Genomic DNA, 19,207 nt, shown 5'->3' with positions numbered 1-19,207 from the left:
GGTTCCTTAAATGGGAGGGCCCTGATCCATGTCAACCGACCCCACAGAAAAAGATGGCTCGACCACGGCGCGTGGCCGTCCGAAAGCGATCAGCGCGGACCAGCGGCGGGACCGCATTCTGACCGCTGCGATGGCTGTGTTCATTGAAAAAGGGTTCGGGCGGTCGACCATGGCGGACATCGCGCGCCAAGGGGGGATGTCCAAGCGCGACCTCTATGCGCTGTTCGATGACAAGACGGCCTTGTTCAGCGCGGTTGTTCTGTCGCGTCGGGATTTGATCCTGAAGCTGCCCCGTCCCAAGGATGAGGCCCTGCCCCTGATGGACGTTTTGCGCAGCATTTTCCGGCTGGATCTGGACGACCAATCTGCGGACGAACGGGATGCTTTGCTGAACCTGATTTCGCGCGAAAGTTTGGTCTTTCCCGAACTGAACGCGATGCTTTACGACACCGGCATCATACGGTCACGGGAGGCGCTGATGGAGTGGCTGGATGAACAGATGACCAAGGGCGTGCTGCCGCGAAATGATCTGCCGATGGTGGCGGGGCTCTTGATGGACGTGGTGTTCGGGGCGTTGCTGCCACGGCGCAAACGTCAGGGCAAAGTAAACCGCACCGCGCAGGCCGAGGAAATCTTGGACCGGATTGCCATTGTTCTACGGGGTCTCCGGACCTGAGCCGCGCGCGGGTTTGAGTGTTTTTTCAAAGAAGAAAACAGCTAGTCTTCGCTGCGTTCTTGGAGGCGAAGTTGGCGCATTCGGACGCGCTGCGCGACCTCGATGTGTTTGCGCATCTCTTGTTCGGCTTTGGCACCGTCGCGGGCGCGGATTGCGTCCAGTACGCGGATGTGCTCCTGCACCGCGCCGATGGCCCGTTCGGGTTGGATCAGCGTCGTGGGGCCCATGATTAGAAGGGTTTTCTGCAGGGTCTGAGTGGATTTCGCCAGAAAGCGGTTCTTGGCCGCGTTGGTTAGCGCGATGTGGAACTGGCGGTTCAGACGGAAGGCTTCGGGGGTGGCGCCAGCGGCGGCCAATTCTTCGTTCATGGCGCAGAGTTCGTCGATCTCGATATCCGAAGCCGCCCGCGCCGCGAGCCGCGCTGCGGTCCCTTCGAGGACAGCGCGCATTTCGTAGAGGTCCATGACCTCGACATATTCCAGAGACCGGATCGTTGCCCCCTGACGGGGCAGATGGGTGACAATGCCGTCCGCCTCAAGCTGACGGATCGCTTCTCGGATCGGGGTGCGGCTGACGCCGAAGCGTTCGGCCAGTTCGGTTTCGCGTAGACGGTCCCCCGCGGTCAGACGGCCCGCCCGCAGATCATCAATCAGGTGCTGATAGGCGACGTTGCCTTGGGGGGCGTCGGAAAAAGAGGCGTCATCCTGCATTGTCATATCTGTTTACCCAATTTATGTATCCAGGTGTATACATAGGGATTCGTTGCCGGTCAACGAATGGTGTTTGGAGTAACCCCGATGAAACAGCAGGCCGTTACTGTCGCGATTGCAGCCATTGGAGCCTCTGTTTTTCTGACCTTTGGACTGCCGCTGCCGTTTCTGTTCGGGCCGATGTTCGCCTGCCTTGGGGCGGCGCTGGCAGGTGTGACACTGCGCGGGTTCGGACAGATTTCTGTCGGGGCGCGGACCATTCTGGGGGTCGCGGTCGGGGCCTCGATCACGCCGGCGCTGTTCGGCCAAATTCCGGGGATGATGGCGTCGGTGGCGCTGATCCCGCTGTTTATCGCGCTGATCGGGCTGGTCGGAGTGCCGTTTTTCTATCGCGTGTGGAAGTTCGACCTGCCCACGGCCTATTACGCAGCAATGCCCGGCGGTTTGCAGGATATGGTCATTTTCGGGACCGAGGCGGGGGGAGATCCGCGGGCACTGTCGCTGGTCCATGCGACGCGGGTTCTGATTATTGTGACCGTTGCGCCGGTGCTGCTGACCCACTTTTACGGAGCCAGCCTGCACAATCCGGTGGGCCTGCCCGCGTCGGATGTTCCATGGCAAGAGCTGGTTCTGATGGTGCTGGCCGCGATAATCGGGTGGAAAGGGGCCGAGCGGATTGGCCTGTTCGGAGCCTCGATCCTTGGGCCGATGATTGTGACGGCGGCGCTGTCTTTGTCCGGTTTCATCCACGTGCGCCCCCCGCGCGAGGCGATCCTGTGCGCGCAGTTCCTGATCGGAACCGGGATCGGAGTTCAATTCGTCGGCGTCACCTTTGCCGAGCTGCGCAAGTTCGTGGCGGCGGGGGTGGCCTATGTGGGGCTGCTGGCGGTGCTGTCGGAAATCTTTGCCCAGATTGTGTCCCGCAACGGGTGGGGTCAACCGGTCGAGGCGCTGTTGGCCTTTGCCCCCGGGGGTCAGGCCGAGATGACCGTTCTGGCGATCGTGTCCGGCGCTGATCTGGGGTTTGTAGTCACCCACCATTTGCTGCGGATCATTCTGGTGATCACCGGTGCGCCGTTGATCGGGACAGCCCTGCGCAAGTGGTCCAAAGGGTAAAGCCGCTTAGAGTTTGCGAAAGATGCTTGGCTCAACCTGCACCAGATCGGGGTGATTGACGGTCATGGATTCAGACATGCCGACGATCAGATAGCCCCCGCTGCGGACACGGGACACCACGCGGTCAATCACGGCGCTCTGGTCCTCGGGGCTGAAGTAAATCAGCACGTTGCGCAGGAATGCCACGTCAACGCCGCCCACGATGGGATAGTGCCGGTCCATTAGGTTCATCTGCGCAAAACGGACGTGACGGCGGATTTCGGGGCTGAAACGGACCTGATCGGCCACCTCGGGGTCGAGCCCCTGAAGCAGGTATTTGCGCCGCAGGGCGGTCGGGATCTCGTTGGTCCGGGTCTTGCGATAGATGGCCAGACGCGCCTTGTGGACCATCGCCTCGGACAGATCGGTTCCGATGATCGAGTACTCCATCCGCGGAAAACGCGCCTGCAGTTCGGACAGAACCATCGCGGCGGTATAGGCCTCGGCCCCTTCGGAGGCGGCAGCACTCCAGAGTTTCAGGCGGAAATCGTTCAGGCCGGCCTCTTGGGCCAGTTCGGGAACGATGGTGTTCGCCAGAAAGTCGAAATGCGCGGCCTCGCGGAAGAAGAAGGTGGTGTTGGTCGTCATCATCTCGACCGCGTTGCGGAATTCAGCGGCCCACAGCGGTTCAGACAGGATGAGTTTCAAATATTGGTCAAGCGATTGCAGACCCGTCGCCGCAACGCGCGATGCCAGTCGGTGGCACACCATCGCGTCGCGGTTAGACTTGACCTCGATCCCGGCGAAATCCGACAGACGGGTGCGGAAAGCGGACAGCAGCGTCCGCGATGCATTAACTGGCCGAGCGTAGTCGAACTCTGTCGTTAGTGCGTTCATCATGGGTCCTCGTGCGGGTGATCACGAGCTTTACGTTGCAAATCCAAAAACGGATGAACTGCCCCCGCACTTTTTTAGTGACCCTGCGTCAAACCCCCAGCCAGCGCCCGCCAGCAAGTCGCCCTGCCAGCCCGCAGGCCGCGATGGCAACGCCGTACCAGAGCAGGAAAAACGCTGCGCTGTCTTCGTCGCAGTGGATGGCGTAAATGGTGGCCGAGGCAGCCCCCGCCAGAATACCTGCGATGGTACCGGTGCGGGCGGGGCGGGGTTCGATCCGGTGGCGTAGGCCCAGAAACAGCGGCACACCCATCGGGATCGCCAAAGCGGGGATCGAGGCCAGACAGGCCGAAACGCTGGTGCCCATCATGTCGCCGCCCGCCAACATCGCGGCCCCCCAAGCCAAGGCCGCCGCAGCTGCAATCGCGCCGAACACCCACAGGGAACGCCGCCCCTCGGGGCCTTTGGCCAGCATGAAAATGGCAAAAAGGCCGATCACGGCGGGCAAGGTCTGTTTGACCAACACCGGCGCGGTTTGCACGGCGGCGATCCAATCCGGTCTGATGCCCCAGAACGCCGCCATGAGCACCGCCGAAACCACAGCCCCCGCCAGCATCCGCCGCACCAGATGCGGAGGCGTCGCCGGAGTATCATCAGCCGCCAGTGCGGCGATCAGTTCATCGGTGTCCATTCCTCTTCCTTTCTCGCTGCGTCGGCCAGTTTGCGTAGCGCGCGGTGCAAAGCAACCCGCAGAGCCACTCCGTTCAGGCCGAACCGTTGCGACAGGGTTTCCGCATCTACACCATCCACCGCATGGCCCCGCACCAGCGCCGCATCCCGTTCAGGAAGGCGCGCCAACGCCTGCTCTAAGTGCAGGCCCGCCAAGGGGTCCACTTCGGGGGCGCCGAGGTCTGTGTGATCCTCGATCGGCTCGTGCTTGCCCTTGGTAGTGGCGCGCAAGGCGTCGATGGCTTTGTGCCGGACGATGATCCGCACCCAAGGCAAAAGGGGCCGCTCCGGGTCCCAACTGCCGCGCTTGAGGTGTATGGCCAGAAGGGCCTCTTGGACCACGTCCTCGACCAAGTGGCGCGAGGCAGGCAAATCACGATTGGCCATAGCGCGCATCCGCGGCGCCAAAAGCGCAAGGCATCGGGCATAGGCCTTGCGGTCCCCCGCAAGCGCCTGCCGCATCAGGTCTTCGATTTCGGCATCTGTCGCTGTCATGCCCCTGTATACTGGCGCAAGGTGACATCTGTTACACGGCCCCGAAAATATTTCCGACTTTCACACAATCGCGACCGGCGTAACAAACACGGCCCCCTCCCGAATACCCCGATGCAGACACCGTGGTCTGCTTATTCAAATCGGAGTTTTCCAAATGACCGCACATACCAAATCCTTCGCCCTGGCCGGTGCCGTAGCTGCAAGCCTGTTCTCGATGATGGCCCCCGCCCATGCCGAAGCGCAGGAGAAATGCTTTGGCGTCGCTCTGGCCGGCGAAAACGGCTGCGCGGCCGGCCCCGGCACCACCTGCGCGGGCACCTCGAAGGTCGATTATCAGGGCAACGCCTGGTCGCTGGTTCCCGCAGGCACCTGCACCACGATCGAACTGCCCGCGATGAAGGACGGCAGCGCCCGTATGGGTTCGCTGACCGCGCTGGATCGCGACCTGCCCCAGAGCTGATCCAGTACGGCGCGGCAGGTGACCCCATCCTGCCGCGCCACTTTTTGTCTGACAGGAGGTTCCCATGGCTCTGCCCGCATCGGCCGGTATCGGCTTTAAACCGCAGCACTACGAAGACCTGACCACCGATGGCCCCGTGGGATGGCTCGAGATCCACGCCGAGAACTACATGTTCGAAGGCGGCCCCCGCCGCGCCATGCTGGCCGCGCTGTCCGAGCAGTTCCCGATTTCGGCCCATGGTGTGGGCTTGTCGATCGGCGGCGAAGGCCCCTTGGACCCTGCCCACCTGAAGCGCCTGCGCGACCTGATGGAATGGCTGAACCCCGCCCAATTTTCCGAGCATCTGGCGTGGTCGTCCCACGGCGGTGCCTATTTCAACGATCTGCTGCCCCTGCCCTATACCCAAAGCACCCTTGCCACCGTTTGCGCCCATGTGGAGACGGTTCAGCAATACCTCGGCCGCCAGATGCTGCTGGAGAACCCGTCCAGCTATCTGGCCTTTGCCGAAAGCACCCTGTCCGAGACCGATTTCCTGACCGAAGTCGCGCGCCGCACGGGCTGCGGGCTGCTTTTGGACATCAACAACGTCTTCATTTCGGCGGTTAATCTGGGAATGTCCGCGACCGCCTATCTGGATGCCTATCCGCTGGAACTGGTCGGGGAAATCCATCTGGCCGGACACGAAGAGCAGACCACGCCGGACGGCGCCCCCCTGCTGATCGACAGCCACGGCGCGCATGTTGCTGATCCGGTCTGGGCTCTTTACGAGCGCACCATCGCCCGCACCGGCCCGCGCCCCAGCCTGATCGAATGGGACAACGACGTCCCCGATTTCGCGACCCTAGAAGCCGAAGCCGCCCGCGCCGACCGCATCTTGCGTCAAAGGCTGGCCGCATGACCCAAGGCACCTTTATTCAAGCGGTCCTGATCCCCGATCTGCCGCCCCCGCCCCAGATCCGCGTGACCGAGGCCGCAACCCGTTTCAATGTCTACCGCAACAACGTGGTGGTCTCGTTGACCGAGGCGTTGCAGGCCGCCTTTCCCGCCATCGCGCAACTAGTGGGGCCAGAGTTCTTTGCCGCGATGGGGGGCGAATTTGTCCGCGCCCATCCCCCGCAGACACCGGTTATGGCGTTCTACGGGGCGGCTTTTCCCAATTGGCTGCGTGGGTTCGCCCCCGTCGCCGCCCTGCCCTATTTGCCTGAGGTTGCCGCGATTGAGCAAGCTAGGCGAGAGGCCTATCACGCAGCGGATGCCCCCCCGTTGACCGGAGAGCAGTTGGCCCGACTGGCCCCTGACGCGCTGGTGACGCTTTGTGTGCAGCCGCATCCCGCAGCCCGTGCGCTGCGCACCGTGCAGCCAGCTTTGGCCGTTTGGGCCCAGTGCATCGGCGTACCGGACTTGGCCCGCGAGACCCCGCCCGAAGTCCTGATCACCCGCCCCGCGATGGCGGTTCAGGTCCACCCTGCCCCCGCTGGTACGGCAAGCACGCTTTTTGCTTTGGCGAATGGCGTTCCCTTGGGCGAGGCATTGGGAGACGTGAACCCCGCCCACATCCTGACCTGCCTGCTCGGCGCTGGTGCGCTGGCCAACCCGAAGGTTTTCCCATGCCCCACCTGATTTCGCGCCTGATCGGCCTGCAAACCGCACCGATGCCCCATGCTTTTGCCCTGCAAGGCCTGATCGCCCGACTGGCCTTTGCCGCCACATTGGCGGGGTATTTCTGGCAATCAGCCCTGACCAAGATCGACGGTTTCGCATTGTCCGTGAACGCCTATGCGCAAATCTTCCCGCGCCAGTTCGAGGCCGCCGGATATGATCCGTCTGGTTTGGGCGTCCTAGCGCATGTAGTCATTCTGGCGGGTACGGTGGCGGAATTCGCGCTGCCCGCTCTGGTCATCGTCGGCCTCTTTACCCGCCTGTCTGCCCTAGGGATGATCGGCTTCATCGTGGTTCTGACCCTGACGGACATCTTTGGTCATGCTGTGGATGCCAGCACCATCGGCGCGCTCTTTGACCGTCACCCCGATGCTGTGATCGCGGATCAACGCCTGTTCTGGCTGTTTCTGCTGGCGTCGCTGTTCCTCAGCGGCGGCGGGTTCCTGTCTGCGGACAGCTATCTGCAACGGCGTAGCACCGAGGCCTAGCGCACCCGAAAATATCAATGTTCAGAAAGTTTTGGAAATCGCGGCGTAGAGCAGTCGGGGGAGGAAGGGAGAAAAGAAAACTGTCTACGCCGCAATTTCTTAACCCGGGTCCAGAGTGTCAGGGGGCGACCCGTAAGATCACGATGACACAACATATTCGCAAAATGCAAACTATCTTTTAGCGAAGAAATCTTCGGAACTAGCCCCAAAGGAGAGTATTTCCGTAGATTTCGCAAAACCCATACCCGAAGAGGCTGTTATTCCCCGTGAGCGACGCCCCGTGCAGCGAGCTGTTGGTTCAGATGATTTTCCAGCACGTGAGGGATCAGGGGCTTGTTCATAACGGTTTCGTCGATGCGGTATTCGATCGAGCTCGCGCTATAGGCCGACAAGAAGACAAAGGGTATCGCCCGTTCGCGCAGGGTTTGGGCGATTTGCTGCGAGGTCTCGCCTCCGCCCAAATTCACATCCAGAATGGCAAAATCGATTTCTTGGGTCGCGGCCAGTTTTCGACCCGCGGCAGCACGGTTCGCAGGCCCGACGACCGAGTGCCCCCAGTCCGCCAGCATATCGGCAAGGTCCATAGCAACGATCGCTTCGTCCTCGACTACCAGAACCTTTAACCCATTTGACTGTGGCAATTCACGCCTCGATTTGACCTACGTTACCTGATGGAACTCCATGCTTGCAGGAAAGTTCCTGACCTGGCGGAAAAATTATTCATCCACTGTCCTACAGAAGGCACCTTTGGGTTTTGGCCCCTGTTCCATGCAACCAGTCCGAAAAGCGCGGTTGCAGTGAATTATCTGGCGTTGCATGATAATCCTGTCCAAAGGATTGACGGCTGATGTCTGAACCGACCGAAATTGAACGGAAATTCCTGATCCGCAACTGCCCCCCTCTGGACGGCTTCCATGCCGAAGAGATCAGGCAAGGCTATATCACTGGCCCCGAGGACAGCACCGAAGTGCGCCTGCGCCAAAAGGGATCGGCCTATTTCATCACCGTCAAATCGGGCGGTACCCTGACCCGGGCCGAGCACGAGACCCCGATCTCCGCCGAGCAATTCGAAACCCTTTGGCCCACCACCAAGGGGCGGCAGGTCGAAAAGACCCGCTATACCGGCGCCCTGCCCGATGGCCGCACCGTCGAACTGGACGTCTTTGGCGGCACCCTGACGCCGCTGATGCTGGCCGAGGTCGAATTCCCCTCCCCCGCGGAGGCGAACAATTTCGCCGCCCCCAGCTGGTTCGGGACGGACGTCACCACCGAGAAGGGTTTCAAGAACAAGGCCCTTGCGCTCCACGGCCTACCCTATCTGCGGATGGGTTAAGAGCGTCCTAACGACGCCCGCCCCTTATCCCCCGATCAACTCAACCGTGCTTGCCCCAGCCCCGCGGCGGGTCACGCGCACCTGAACCGGAATACGGTCCTTCATCGCCTCCACATGAGAGATGACGCCGATGGTCCGGCCTTGGGCCTGCAACGCCTCGAGCGCGTCCATCGCAACATCCAGACTTTCCGCGTCCAAAGATCCGAACCCCTCATCGATAAACAAGGTCGCGGCGAGGCCGCCATGTTGCCCCATCCCCGACAGAGCCAGTGCCAACGCGAGCGACACCAGAAACCTTTCGCCGCCAGAAAGGGATCGCGTCGAACGCACCTCATCGGCCATGTCCCGATCAACGATGTGCAAGCCAAGTTCACCGCCTCCGATCATCAACCGATAGCGCGGTTTCAGATCAGCCAGATGGTGGTTCGCCCGCTCAACCAAAAGCCCCAGCGTGACCGACTGCGCGATCCGAGCGAACTTGTCCCCGTTCCGCGACCCGACCGCAGCATTCACTGCGGTCCAGACATCCGCCTGCTTTTGCGCCTCTGTGATCTGGTCATTCAAGGACCGCAGTGCATCGCGTCGTTTATCATCGCTCGCCAAGAGGCCAGTGATCTCCCCGTCCCGCTTCAAAAGCGTTGCCTGCTGCGCTTCGCAGGCTTGCTTCTGGTCCAGCAATTGCGCGGCAGGTGTTTCAGGAATGCCCTGCTCTTCGATTTGCTTCAGGTCTGCCTTGCGCGCCTCCAAGTTGGCAACGGCCGCAGCCAGCGCGTCATCTACAGCTTTCAACCGCGTCTCGAGCGGTTCGATCTGCGCAGATTGGGCCAAAAGCTCTGTCGCTTCTTCCAAAGTCAGGCCAGCAGTGGCCAAAGCTGCCTCTAGCGCCAGCTTAACTTCATGTTCAGCAGTGACGGATGCATTCAAAGCATTGTTAATACTATCTAATTTCGCCGATGCGGCTGAAAATTCGGCCTTTTTCTGCGCCAAAGCCTCCTGAGCCGCACTCAACGCATCCGCGCACTGCCTGCGCATGTCGTTGTGGCGTGTCCGATGTGCCCCAGTGGCCTCGCCACCCAAAAGCGCGGACCGTTCCTCAACCATCCGCGCAAGTGCTTCATTACGATCTGACAAACGTTTCTGCGCGTCTTGGAGCCCTGCAGCGCCCCCCTGCCCCTTGGCCTCGCACTGCGCGATACGAGGCGCCAAAAACTGCATCTGGCGACCGGCCTCTTCCGCTTGGGATTTCAGGTTTTCCCACTTGGCCACAGCAGCGTCCATCTTTTGCGCAACACCATCCGGGTCGCGATCAAGCTCTTCGACCAAACTCCCTATTGCGCCAAGCGGTTGCTCCAGCACCCGATCCAAGCGGCTCTTCTCTGCCCGCCCTGCAGCGACCTGAGCCTCAGTCCGCTGAACCGACAGGCTCGCCGCGTTCTGGTCTGCAATAGCCTTCTCTCGCGCGTCCTGAGCAGACCCCATCCGTTGTGAAATCTGGTCAAGTTGCTGTCGCTGGCTGGTGATCTGTTCACGCAATCGGGTTTGCTCGACGAGCGCCGCTGAAACCTCCGCCAATTCGATCTCATACTTTTCGGATAGCTGCTGCAACTCTCTGACCGTCTCAAGGGTGCACGCAGGCACCCGAGTGATACCCGCCTCGGATGCCCGCTCGGAAGCAAGCGCGTAATCAGCAACACTCCTTGCAAGTCGCCCATCAAGTTCCGTGATCTCCAAGGTCGCCCTATTTGCTTCCAACCTTGCCGCATCTAAACGGCGCAAGGTCGCAGCGTGCTCCGTACGAGATGTGGAGAGCGCCGTTCTCGCATTTTCGACCTCTGTTCGAAGGGCTTGCGCCTGAAACGCCAAAGCACTGTCCTCAACCAAGGGATGTTCCACCGCACCGCAAACGGGACATGGCTCCCCGTCTTCCAAATGACTACGCAGCTGATTTGCGACAGCAGATACCGCCGCCTCCGCCCGATCCAGCGGCGCAAGTAGCGCCCGCACCGTTGCCTCTTGACCCAGAATGCGCGCTTCCAATCGCGTCAATTCTGTTTCGGCGTTGGCAACTTGGATGTTTGCCGCCTCAAGAGTCGAAGTTTCGCGGCCACGCTTCTCCAACGCTGTCTCGTGGACCTGAGCGAGATTTAGAAGAGCCTCAATCGCCGACTGGCGTTTTCTTAACCGCTCAGATTGCTCGGACGGCTTGCGTTTCTCGATCTTAGAAAGTTCTGCCTCTTGAACAGATAGTGCCTCCTGAACGATGGAAAATTCGCGCTTATCTTCCTCGATAGCTTCAGACAAAACCCGCAGGCTATTTTCCGCAGCCTCTCGCGACGCCGCACTCTGATCCAGACCAATCACCGCGTCACGAACCAAGCGAACTGCAGCTTCACGCTCTTGCACCCAGTTTTGGACATCATCTTGACGCGCGGCCAATGCCTCCATCGACGGCATGGCCTCCAACTCGACATTCGCCGCAGAAAGCGCCTCTTCTTGCAATCTGCATTCAGCTTGCAACGCGATCAATGCACCCTCTGACTCTTTCAATGCCTCAGCAGCAGACGCACAAGTGGCTTCCGCTGAAGTCCTTTCACTTCTGGCCGTCAGAATATTCGCGTCCAAAGCCTCTGCCTTCGACCACTCTAGGCCAAAGGATTTGAAAATATCCTCGATTTGAAGATGCGCGTTCTTGGCGTCAGTCTGCTTCGTTTCCGCCGCAGCAACCTCGGCTTCAAACACCGAAATCGAGTCTTCGATCAATGCGCGCTCGTCACGCTGGCGCTGGACCATTAGAACTGAGGATTTGTGCGCTGTCACTTCGCTACGTAGATCCGCCGCTCGGTACATTCGCGATAAAACGCTCCGATCTGGTTCAGAATTCTGGTGATCTGTTCTGGCCTTTTGCTCGGCAACAGCGGCATCCGCCAGTCTGCCGTGAGCCGTCGCAAACCGTTCATGTGCGTTAAGGTCACGACTAAAATCAGCTAACTGGGCCGACAGCGACATTAAATCCTGCTGCAGAGTTTCTCGTTCCTGAAGCAGGTCCGATCGCTGATCATCTGGCAAAACATCTGCGGCATCCCGCCGAAGGGTTAACGTGTCCAGCTTCTGATGGGCCGCATCCTTCATCGTAAATATTCGCTGCGAAACCTGACGGTAGATTTCTGTCCCGGTGACCTTCTCCAACAAGGCGGCACGTTCCGTCCCATTCGCCCGGAGAAACGCATCGAAATCACCTTGCGCCAAGAGCACCGTTCGACGGAATTCGTCATAGGCCAAGCCAGTCAATTCAACGACCCGAGAGTTCACAGCTGTGATCTGTGTCTCGATAACTTGGCCATCGTTAATGCGACGAAGGCTGCGGGAAGGGGCCTGAAGTCTGCCATCTGACTTGGAACGGGCCCGGCGCACCTCGAACCGGGAGGCATAGGTCAGGCCGTCCGTTCCTTCGAAGCAAACCTCGCACCAGCCGGAGGCCGCACCGCGACGCAGGATCGAACGGGCGTCGCTGGATTTGATGGTCTGGTCAACCTCGGGCAAATCATCGTTAACGCCGGAGGACGAAAGGCGAGGGCACTCACCATAAAGTGCCAGACACATCGCATCCAGAAGAGTCGATTTTCCAGCGCCCGTTTCGCCCGTTATCGCAAATAGACCGGCCGAACGCAGTGGTTCCGCCAATAGATCAATGGTGAACGGTTCTGAAAGGCTCGCCAGATTGGCGCCAGAGATGGACAGGATTTTCATGGGTCTTCTCCGGTCATGGCTTCTCGGAAGGCGGCGATATGTTCGATGGATGGGGACGTGCCATTCACGGTTTCGAAGCTGCTACGGAACAGGGCTTCCGGATCGGTTTCGGACAGGGTTAACATTGGGGCAGGGGCGTCCACTGTTTCGACCGCTCTGAGAATGCGGATACCAGCCGTTCTAACAGGGGCCGATGCCAGTAATTTCTGGGCCTGTTCCATCAACGGGGCGGCGGGGCCGGTAGCCTCTATCTCAACGTAGACCAAGGGATAGAGAGAACTGGGTAAATCCTCTGGCACTGTGAAATCCTTGATCACAGCTGTGAACTTTTCGATCTCCATCGCTCCGACCGCAGGAAAGCGTAACATTTCGGCGGGTCGGGGTAGGGGACGGTGGCGAATATCCAGCCCCTCTGGCATCACCTCCAGAATTGTCACCCCATGCTCATAACCGGCTTCTGACGCAGAAAGAGGGAAGGGGGACCCGGAATATCGGATGCGGCCGTGATCCAGATTTTGCGGACGGTGCAAATGCCCGAGAGCCACGTAATCGAAGGCTTGGGGAAAAACATCCTCGGGGATCGCGTGTTCGCCGCCGATCAGGATGCGCCGTTCCACACCATCGCTTTCGGTCGCTCCGTGGCAGTGCAAATGGCCAACGGCAATGATCGGCAGGCCGCTCGCAATTTTCACAGCTTGCGCGGCCAGATCAGCGTGAAACCGACGCGCGGCCTCGACAATAGGCGAGCCGTCATGGGTTTCGTCAAAGGACAAGCCCGGCAAATCCGCGCTCCGCAGAAACGGGATCGCGCAGGCATAGGCACGCACCTGGCCGGTACTGTCCAAAAGCGGGATCATGTGGGCCGCACCGTCAACCTTACCGTTTTTGCGCCGAACGGTCGCGATCACGTGCACGTCGAGCTCTTCCAAAATAGCGGCAGGAGCTTCTAGCCTAGCCACCGGATCATGGTTCCCGGAGGTCATCACAATGCGCAGGGCAGGGCAGGCGGATTTGATGCTTCGCAGGCTCTGGTACAGCAACCTCTGGGTGTCACCGGAAGGGTTAATTCCATCGTAGATGTCACCCGCCACTATCATGGCGTCGACCTTTTCCTCGACCAGAACATCGCGCAAATGCTCGAACCAAAGGGCGTGCTCTGCCTCTCTGCTCCAACCGTTCAGGGTCTGTCCAAGGTGCCAATCGGCCGTGTGAAGGATCTTCATCTTGCTGCTTCGATGCCTGTTCTTTTCCGCTGCTATATCAGAGCCCATGAACGGGTTGCAGATACCTTAACCCGCCTGCGCTGCCAGCGCACGGATGTGACCCCGGTAGGGCAGGGGGCCTCATGCCGCCCGCCGCATCAACGCCATCACCATTGGCCCGGACGAGAATTCGCCTCTGGCCGCTTTGTTGGTCAGGCTGCGCAAATAGCCACCCGGTGATTTGATCTCGGCAAAGCGTTCGAGCATCGCCGCCAGCACAATCGCGGCTTCCTCTGGGCCCATAACGGATTTCGCGTCCTCCCAGGCCGACGGGGAAATCCCCATCATCGGCCTGACGCCAGCAACAACCCGGACGAAATCATGCCAGTGCCGGATCGGGCCATCCGCATAGCTGTGAATTTCGGTACAAGACGCAAGAACCAATCCCAGCGGAACGCGGGGCAGGGGGGCTTCTTCCGTCGAGGGCACGATTTCGGCTTCCACAGGCTCTTGGGCCGAAAGGGTCTGAACCACACCCGCCGCTTTCGCAGTTTCTTCGCGAAGTTCAAAATCATGACTTTGTGTATTTGAATTCTGATAATGCTGCTCAGATTCAGCATTATTGGTGCTCATATCTTCTGAAACAACAGGATCAAAAACGGTACGCACCATGTCCAAAGCCGTCTTCAGTTCGCCGAACATTGCGCGCAGATCCTCGATGCCAAGCTTACGGCGCAGGGCCCGTGCTGCCAGAATGGCCAGATCCCCCAGTTGATCCCAGAGACCCAAATCAGGGCGGCTCTCGCGGCCGTAGGCGACCAGCCCCGCCAGATCACGGCGCATCAGGCTTACGGTCTCTCTCAGGCGGCTTTGTGCTTCGATATCGGCACGGATCAGTTCGGCCCGTTCACAGAACTCGGCAAAGCGGATCGCCAAGGGAGACAGATCGAACCCATAGGCCGTCTGATCCCCGCCTGCCCGCCGGACATAGCGTTTGCCGTTAGGGCTGTCGCGGCGCACCACGATCCCCGCATGGACCAGATGAGCCATATGCCGGCGCATCGTCGAACAGGGCATCCCGTTCAGGCGGTCACAGATCGCGGCGTTGGACGGGTAGACGATCATCTCGGCCCCTTCCAGATCGGTCGCCGGATAGAACGAGATCAGCGCCTGAAGCACCGTCATGTCCCGATCGGACAGGCCATAGCTGGTTCGTGCAGTGGCCAGCTCTCGCAAGGCCTCCCACTTGTTCACCGAATGCGCGGGTCGCGGGGCGTCCAGCACGCGCACATTCTCAAGGTGCACGGCATCAACCGCGCGCCTGAAGGGCGTGACGGGGGAATAACCCATATTTTTTCATCACGAAGGCAAAGAAATACCGGTCCGCGAATCAAAAACGACTTGCGGTGAGCGCATTGGACCATTACCTTGAAGGTGCTAAGATCAAAGTTAGGGTCTCGTGAGGTGAATGCTTTGCGGGACCTTTTCTTTTACCGGATCGTGCCTCCTGTTTCCTGTGTTTCTACTGCTCGTTTTCTTCAGCCCTGCTGTTTCCAGCGGGCGTGAAGCTCTGTGAGGACGGCGGGTGCTTGTTCTTCTAGCCAGTCCACAAATGCTTGATCTTCGGCGGAAAAATCCAGTTTCACGCCGGTTTTGGTGCGGGCCAGACGTGCCAGCGCACGTCCATCCGCCTGAATAATCTGCGCCGCCGTCGCGGGCTTGGCGCTGGGAACGCTCAGGACCTTGCGCACACGCTTGGCCACTGCATCGAACGCCAGAACCGAGGGGTCCGCGCCTTCTTCGATTTCGCGCGAGCGGACCGCCAAGGCCAGCTCTGCCAATTCTTCACGGGGCAGGGAGGCCGCGTCCAGATCACGGGCCAGTGCCTCCCACCGGGGGCGGCCGATGCCGTGGGCCGGGCCGATCGCCTGCGCCAGTTCCAGCCCGACCGATCGCGCCACGGACAGCGCCATCGAGATCGCCGACTTGGTCACGTTCAGCACCTCGGCCACTTGGGCCTGAGAGCCGAACTCCGCGTCCATCAACTGCTGCGCAAACAAGGCGCGCTCGATGAAACTCAGATCGCGGCGCCCGGTGTTTTCAACAACCTGAGCGCGAACGGCCGCGTCATCATCCATATTCGCGATCATCGCGCGAACCTTGGTGACGCTCTCGCTGCTGCGCACCGCCTCAAGGCGGCGGCGACCGTAAATCAGCAGGTAGGTTTCAGAATTCTCGGGGTCACGCCGCACCAGAATTGGCACGGTCTGGCCGTTCGCTTCGATGGATTCCCGCAGGTCGGCTACATCGGCAGGGTCCAACCGGTCCGCAAAGCGTTCATCGCGCACCGTGCTGGGGTCCAGATCCCAGATGCGATGACCATCCACCGCATCACGGGCCGACCGCAGGGCGCGGTTGGTGTTCATCATGCTGGCCCCGCCCGCAGGCATGGAGGCCCCCGCCCGCGCGAGGTTGTCCAGCATGGACAGGCGCTTTTTCTTGTTGTCCGTCATAGCCGACCCCAATGCTGCTGGATCAGAACGGCAATCTCGTCGTTCACCGCGTTCACGCTTTCCAGCGCGCGGTCGTACGTCGTGCGGGTAAAGGCGTTGCGCTCGACCTCATACAGGGTCTGCTTCGTCAGACCCGCATCGGAAATCGCGGTAGACTTCAGCATCGGCGCGTTCAGCACCCGATCCCCGTACATGGTCCGCAAGAAGGCACTAATCCGGTTCTGGGGCGCATCCGTCGGCTCGAAACGGGTCAGGACATAGCGCATCCAGTCATGCTTCATGTCTGCACCGGATTCAGCGATCACATCCATCAGGTCCGCGGTCATCCGCAGGAACTGGCTCATGGACATCACGTCCAGCATTTCAGGGTGGATCGTCACCAACACACCGGTCGAGGCCGAAAGCGCGGACATGGTCAGGAACCCCAGCTGCGGCGGACAGTCGATGACCACCACGTCATAATCCTGCTCGACCTGATCCAGCGCCTCGCGCACACGGAAAAAGAACAGACCCGCATTCCCTTGTGCCAAGGCACGGGGCGTGTCGTGCTCGAACTCCATCAGTTCAAGGTTTCCAGGGATCAGATCCAGCCCCGGAATATAGGTTTTGCGGATCACATTGGTGATCGGCTCGGGGTCCTCGTAGCGGATCGCATCATAGAGCGTCCCGCCGTTTTCCAGATCGTATTCGGGCTGAACCCCGTGCAGCGCGGTTAACGACGCCTGAGGGTCAAGGTCGATGGCCAGCACGCGATAACCGGTCAGCGCCAAACGCTGCGCCAAATGGGCAGATGTCGTGGTTTTCCCCGACCCGCCCTTGAAGTTCATGACCCCGATAACCTGCAAATGATCGCCCTCGCGGCGACCGGGCAGGTAATCCCCCGGTTTTCGGGCGGTTTTCTCGAGCAGGATTCGCAGGTCATGGATATCGTAAACCGAATAAAGACGGCGGTTCCCCTTGGTCACCTCGGGGTTAGGCCCCTTGCCATCAAGGCTCAGTTTACGAAGATAGGAATCGTTCACTCCCAGCAGGCTTGCGGCCTCACCACTGGTGAATTTGCGCATTTCTTTCTGGGAATCCGGTGGAAACAGGCTCTCGCGTTGCGCATGCAACTGGGTGGCAAGCCATTCGGAATGCTCGCGGATAACGGTGTTCAGATCTTCCTGAACCATGTTTTTGTTCATTGGCCTGCTCCGCCGTACCGTGGTCACGGAAATAGTCGTTTAGTCGTCTTTTTCCGTGAATATCCACAGATGACCAGATTCTTGCAAGCACTTTCTACGAATAGGGTCCGTACCCCCCTACGGCAGAGGGTTTGAAATCTAAGGAACTTAGTGACTTTTCCACAGGTTCAGAGCGGTTTCAACGCGAACCGATCGCGTGCTTTGGCCACCCGCAGAACCACAATCAGCGGCCCAAACCAACCTTTCGATCACGCGAAATCGTCATGCTGCACGCGCCAAAGGCTGCCCATTCCATCACGAGTATACCCGCGCCATCTAATTGCTGCCCGCGCACTCCCTGCGCGTAGCTCTGAATGATGCTATAAACCGAATACGAGTGAAGCATTGATTTAGTTTCAGCCCGAGACCCCCCGTGAAAAAAATTCTGAAGGCGGCCATTGCCGCAGCTGCTCTGACTTTGTTCGGCGCGACGAGCGCCCTTGCCGAAGTGATTACCGTCCCCTTCAACGAAGGGTTTGTCGGCTTGCGCGGGTCAAACAATCAGGACGCGGACACGGTCGTCACGTTTGCCGATTTGGGGTTCGATGCAACCTTCTTTAGTCAGGTCAGCGCGACCGGCCTTTTCATCGGCTCTGGCGCCCAAGGGAACGACGTTGCGGGCACCCTGCGTCTGCGCCGCGGGAACGCGGTCTATGACATCGCAGGCCGGATCGGTTGGCAGCTCAAGGAACAGGGCAGCCTAATGCTGTTCGGCTTCTTGCCGAATTCGGATATTTCGCCGTTAGCCCTGACCATGCCGACCGGCAGCACTTTGCCTGCGGGCATCCAGATGCAGGATGTTCTGGATCTGGTTCCGGCCAGCGATGTCTACACTACCGTGGGCGGGGAAAGCGTTTACTATATCTCGGCGGATTCAAACTTTGGCGTTAGCAAATTCGGCATCGGGCTGGCCGACATCAAACCGCTGACCAGCGCCCCCCGCGGGATCGACACTGGCGAGGATGTGGGCGGTTCCGCCGATGGCTCGGGCATTCTGGACGCCCTGAACGCCTATCTGGCAACCGCAGAGAACCAGCGCCCCGTTGGCCCTGTCAGCGTCAATTCCCAGACGACCTCTGACACGACACCGATCGTCTCTGGCACCGTGACCCTGCGCACCGGTGAATATCTGGTGATCCTGATCAACGGTCAGGTCTACACCGCCAGCAACGGAGTCACCGAGCCCTCTGACGATGGCAACAGCGGCAGTTGGAGCATTGAGATCCCCACCGGCAACGATCTGACCCCGGGCGAGACCTATGATGTCTCGGCGATGATCTATAACCAAGCGGGCTGGTTGCTCGAGGATTCCACCACAGACGAAGTGACCATCACCGACGGCGTCACTCCTCTGCCCAAAATGCAGGTGACGAAATCTGTCGACGCCAGCGCACTGGATGACGGCGCCGAGGCCGGCGACATTCTGATCTACGAAGTGGCCGTGACCAACTCTGGCAACGTGTCCCTTTATGATCTGAGCTGGAGCGATACGTTAACGAACGGCGCGAACACCAACCAATCATTGGCTTTGGGAACCCCCGTCAAATCCGGCAGCGGAGCCAGCACGACCGATGGCGCGCTCCTCGAGGTTGGCGATACGCTGACCTTCACCGTTTCCTACACCCTCTCGCAGGCCGATCTGGACAGCGGCACCATCAGCAACCTCGCAACCGTCGAGGCTCTGAGCGTCGATAACGACCCCACCAGCGTCTTTGAAGTGGAAAGCTCGTCCTCGGGCAACCAGACGACCGGCAACGGCAACGGCACCCCGACGACCCGCGCCCTGACCCGCGCCCCCGCGCTGACCGTCACCAAGACCGTCGCCCACACGGACGCGGACAGTGACGGCGTGGTGAGCCTTGGCGATACGCTGACCTACACCATCACCGCCGAGAACGCGGGCAACACCACCCTGACCGGCCTGACCCTGAGCGATGACTTCCAGCGCGCCGACAGCACCGCCCTGACCGCGACCCTCTCGGC

At 60.1% G+C, this 19,207-nt stretch carries 18 protein-coding genes; 8 read left to right on the top strand and 10 right to left on the bottom strand.

Annotated features, from left to right (window positions below):
* Nucleotides 1–28 precede the first annotated feature (28 nt).
* Nucleotides 29–676, top strand: coding sequence for a TetR/AcrR family transcriptional regulator (locus HJ536_RS13200; protein ID WP_177158061.1), 648 nt, complete (start codon nucleotides 29–31; stop codon nucleotides 674–676).
* 41 nt (nucleotides 677–717) lie between these two features.
* Here HJ536_RS13200 and HJ536_RS13195 read toward each other — a convergent pair whose 3' ends face one another.
* Nucleotides 718–1,392, bottom strand: a complete 675-nt coding sequence (locus tag HJ536_RS13195; protein WP_177158060.1) for a GntR family transcriptional regulator — start codon at nucleotides 1,390–1,392, stop codon at nucleotides 718–720.
* 81 nt (nucleotides 1,393–1,473) lie between these two features.
* Between HJ536_RS13195 and HJ536_RS13190 the strand changes: the two genes are divergently transcribed.
* Complete coding sequence (locus tag HJ536_RS13190) at nucleotides 1,474–2,502, top strand: AbrB family transcriptional regulator (RefSeq protein ID WP_177158059.1); 1,029 nt, start codon at nucleotides 1,474–1,476, stop codon at nucleotides 2,500–2,502.
* 6 nt (nucleotides 2,503–2,508) lie between these two features.
* Here HJ536_RS13190 and HJ536_RS13185 read toward each other — a convergent pair whose 3' ends face one another.
* The 3 genes from HJ536_RS13185 to HJ536_RS13175 form a co-directional block, all read right to left on the bottom strand.
* A complete protein-coding gene (locus HJ536_RS13185) occupies nucleotides 2,509–3,381 on the bottom strand; it encodes a CheR family methyltransferase (RefSeq protein WP_177158058.1) in 873 nt (290 codons plus the stop codon).
* Between the two features lie 85 nt (nucleotides 3,382–3,466).
* Nucleotides 3,467–4,066 carry an NrsF family protein gene (locus HJ536_RS13180; RefSeq protein WP_177158057.1) on the bottom strand — a complete coding sequence of 200 codons (600 nt, stop codon included), beginning with the start codon at nucleotides 4,064–4,066 and terminating at the stop codon, nucleotides 3,467–3,469.
* Complete coding sequence (locus HJ536_RS13175) at nucleotides 4,048–4,599, bottom strand: sigma-70 family RNA polymerase sigma factor (protein ID WP_177158056.1); 552 nt, start codon at nucleotides 4,597–4,599, stop codon at nucleotides 4,048–4,050. Before HJ536_RS13175 ends, HJ536_RS13180 begins: the two co-directional genes overlap by 19 nt.
* A 154-nt stretch (nucleotides 4,600–4,753) precedes the next feature.
* Here HJ536_RS13175 and HJ536_RS13170 point away from each other — a divergent pair, with 154 nt between their 5' ends.
* The 4 genes from HJ536_RS13170 (at nucleotide 4,754) to HJ536_RS13155 (ending at nucleotide 7,206) form a co-directional block, all read left to right on the top strand.
* Complete coding sequence (locus HJ536_RS13170) at nucleotides 4,754–5,059, top strand: BufA1 family periplasmic bufferin-type metallophore (RefSeq protein WP_177158055.1); 306 nt, start codon at nucleotides 4,754–4,756, stop codon at nucleotides 5,057–5,059.
* A gap of 64 nt (nucleotides 5,060–5,123) precedes the next feature.
* Nucleotides 5,124–5,957 (top strand): MNIO family bufferin maturase, encoded by an 834-nt coding sequence (gene bufB / locus HJ536_RS13165; protein ID WP_177158054.1) that lies wholly within the window; start codon nucleotides 5,124–5,126, stop codon nucleotides 5,955–5,957.
* Nucleotides 5,954–6,679, top strand: coding sequence for an HvfC/BufC N-terminal domain-containing protein (locus HJ536_RS13160; RefSeq protein WP_177158053.1), 726 nt, complete (start codon nucleotides 5,954–5,956; stop codon nucleotides 6,677–6,679). The genes bufB and HJ536_RS13160 overlap by 4 nt, the downstream gene beginning before the upstream one ends.
* Nucleotides 6,667–7,206: a DoxX family protein gene (locus tag HJ536_RS13155; RefSeq protein ID WP_177158052.1), complete on the top strand. Its 540-nt coding sequence runs from the start codon at nucleotides 6,667–6,669 to the stop codon at nucleotides 7,204–7,206. Before HJ536_RS13160 ends, HJ536_RS13155 begins: the two co-directional genes overlap by 13 nt.
* Nucleotides 7,207–7,463: 257 nt before the next feature.
* On the opposite strand, the gene HJ536_RS13150 is transcribed toward HJ536_RS13155, so the two are convergent.
* On the bottom strand, nucleotides 7,464–7,847 hold the full coding sequence (locus HJ536_RS13150; protein WP_177158051.1) for a response regulator: 384 nt from the start codon (nucleotides 7,845–7,847) through the stop codon (nucleotides 7,464–7,466).
* Nucleotides 7,848–8,053: 206 nt separating this feature from the next.
* Between HJ536_RS13150 and HJ536_RS13145 the strand changes: the two genes are divergently transcribed.
* Entirely contained in the window at nucleotides 8,054–8,539 is a 486-nt protein-coding gene (locus HJ536_RS13145) for a CYTH domain-containing protein (RefSeq protein ID WP_177158050.1), read from the top strand.
* Between the two features lie 24 nt (nucleotides 8,540–8,563).
* Here the strand turns inward: HJ536_RS13145 and HJ536_RS13140 are convergent, their stop codons facing one another.
* The 5 genes from HJ536_RS13140 to repA form a co-directional block, all read right to left on the bottom strand.
* Nucleotides 8,564–12,286, bottom strand: coding sequence for an AAA family ATPase (locus tag HJ536_RS13140; protein ID WP_177158049.1), 3,723 nt, complete (start codon nucleotides 12,284–12,286; stop codon nucleotides 8,564–8,566).
* Nucleotides 12,283–13,509 (bottom strand): exonuclease SbcCD subunit D, encoded by a 1,227-nt coding sequence (locus tag HJ536_RS13135; RefSeq protein WP_177158048.1) that lies wholly within the window; start codon nucleotides 13,507–13,509, stop codon nucleotides 12,283–12,285. The genes HJ536_RS13140 and HJ536_RS13135 overlap by 4 nt, the downstream gene beginning before the upstream one ends.
* 120 nt (nucleotides 13,510–13,629) lie before the next feature.
* Complete coding sequence (gene repC / locus HJ536_RS13130) at nucleotides 13,630–14,838, bottom strand: plasmid replication protein RepC (protein ID WP_177158047.1); 1,209 nt, start codon at nucleotides 14,836–14,838, stop codon at nucleotides 13,630–13,632.
* Between the two features lie 188 nt (nucleotides 14,839–15,026).
* Nucleotides 15,027–16,001, bottom strand: a complete 975-nt coding sequence (gene repB / locus HJ536_RS13125) for a plasmid partitioning protein RepB (RefSeq protein WP_177158046.1) — start codon at nucleotides 15,999–16,001, stop codon at nucleotides 15,027–15,029.
* The gene (gene repA / locus HJ536_RS13120; protein ID WP_177158045.1) at nucleotides 15,998–17,185 is read right to left on the bottom strand and encodes a plasmid partitioning protein RepA; all 1,188 of its coding nucleotides are present in this window, start codon (nucleotides 17,183–17,185) and stop codon (nucleotides 15,998–16,000) included. Before repA ends, repB begins: the two co-directional genes overlap by 4 nt.
* A 412-nt stretch (nucleotides 17,186–17,597) precedes the next feature.
* On the opposite strand from repA, the gene HJ536_RS21220 reads away from it, so the two are divergent.
* On the top strand, nucleotides 17,598–19,207 hold a 1,610-nt coding region (locus HJ536_RS21220; RefSeq protein WP_338082437.1), incomplete at its 3' end, for a DUF7507 domain-containing protein.

The sequence above is a fragment of the Donghicola mangrovi genome, assembly GCF_013377535.1.
GTDB lineage: Bacteria > Pseudomonadota > Alphaproteobacteria > Rhodobacterales > Rhodobacteraceae > Donghicola > Donghicola mangrovi.
The sequence above is the reverse complement of the archived record's forward strand: the minus strand, read 5'-3'. Positions and strand labels throughout refer to the sequence as shown.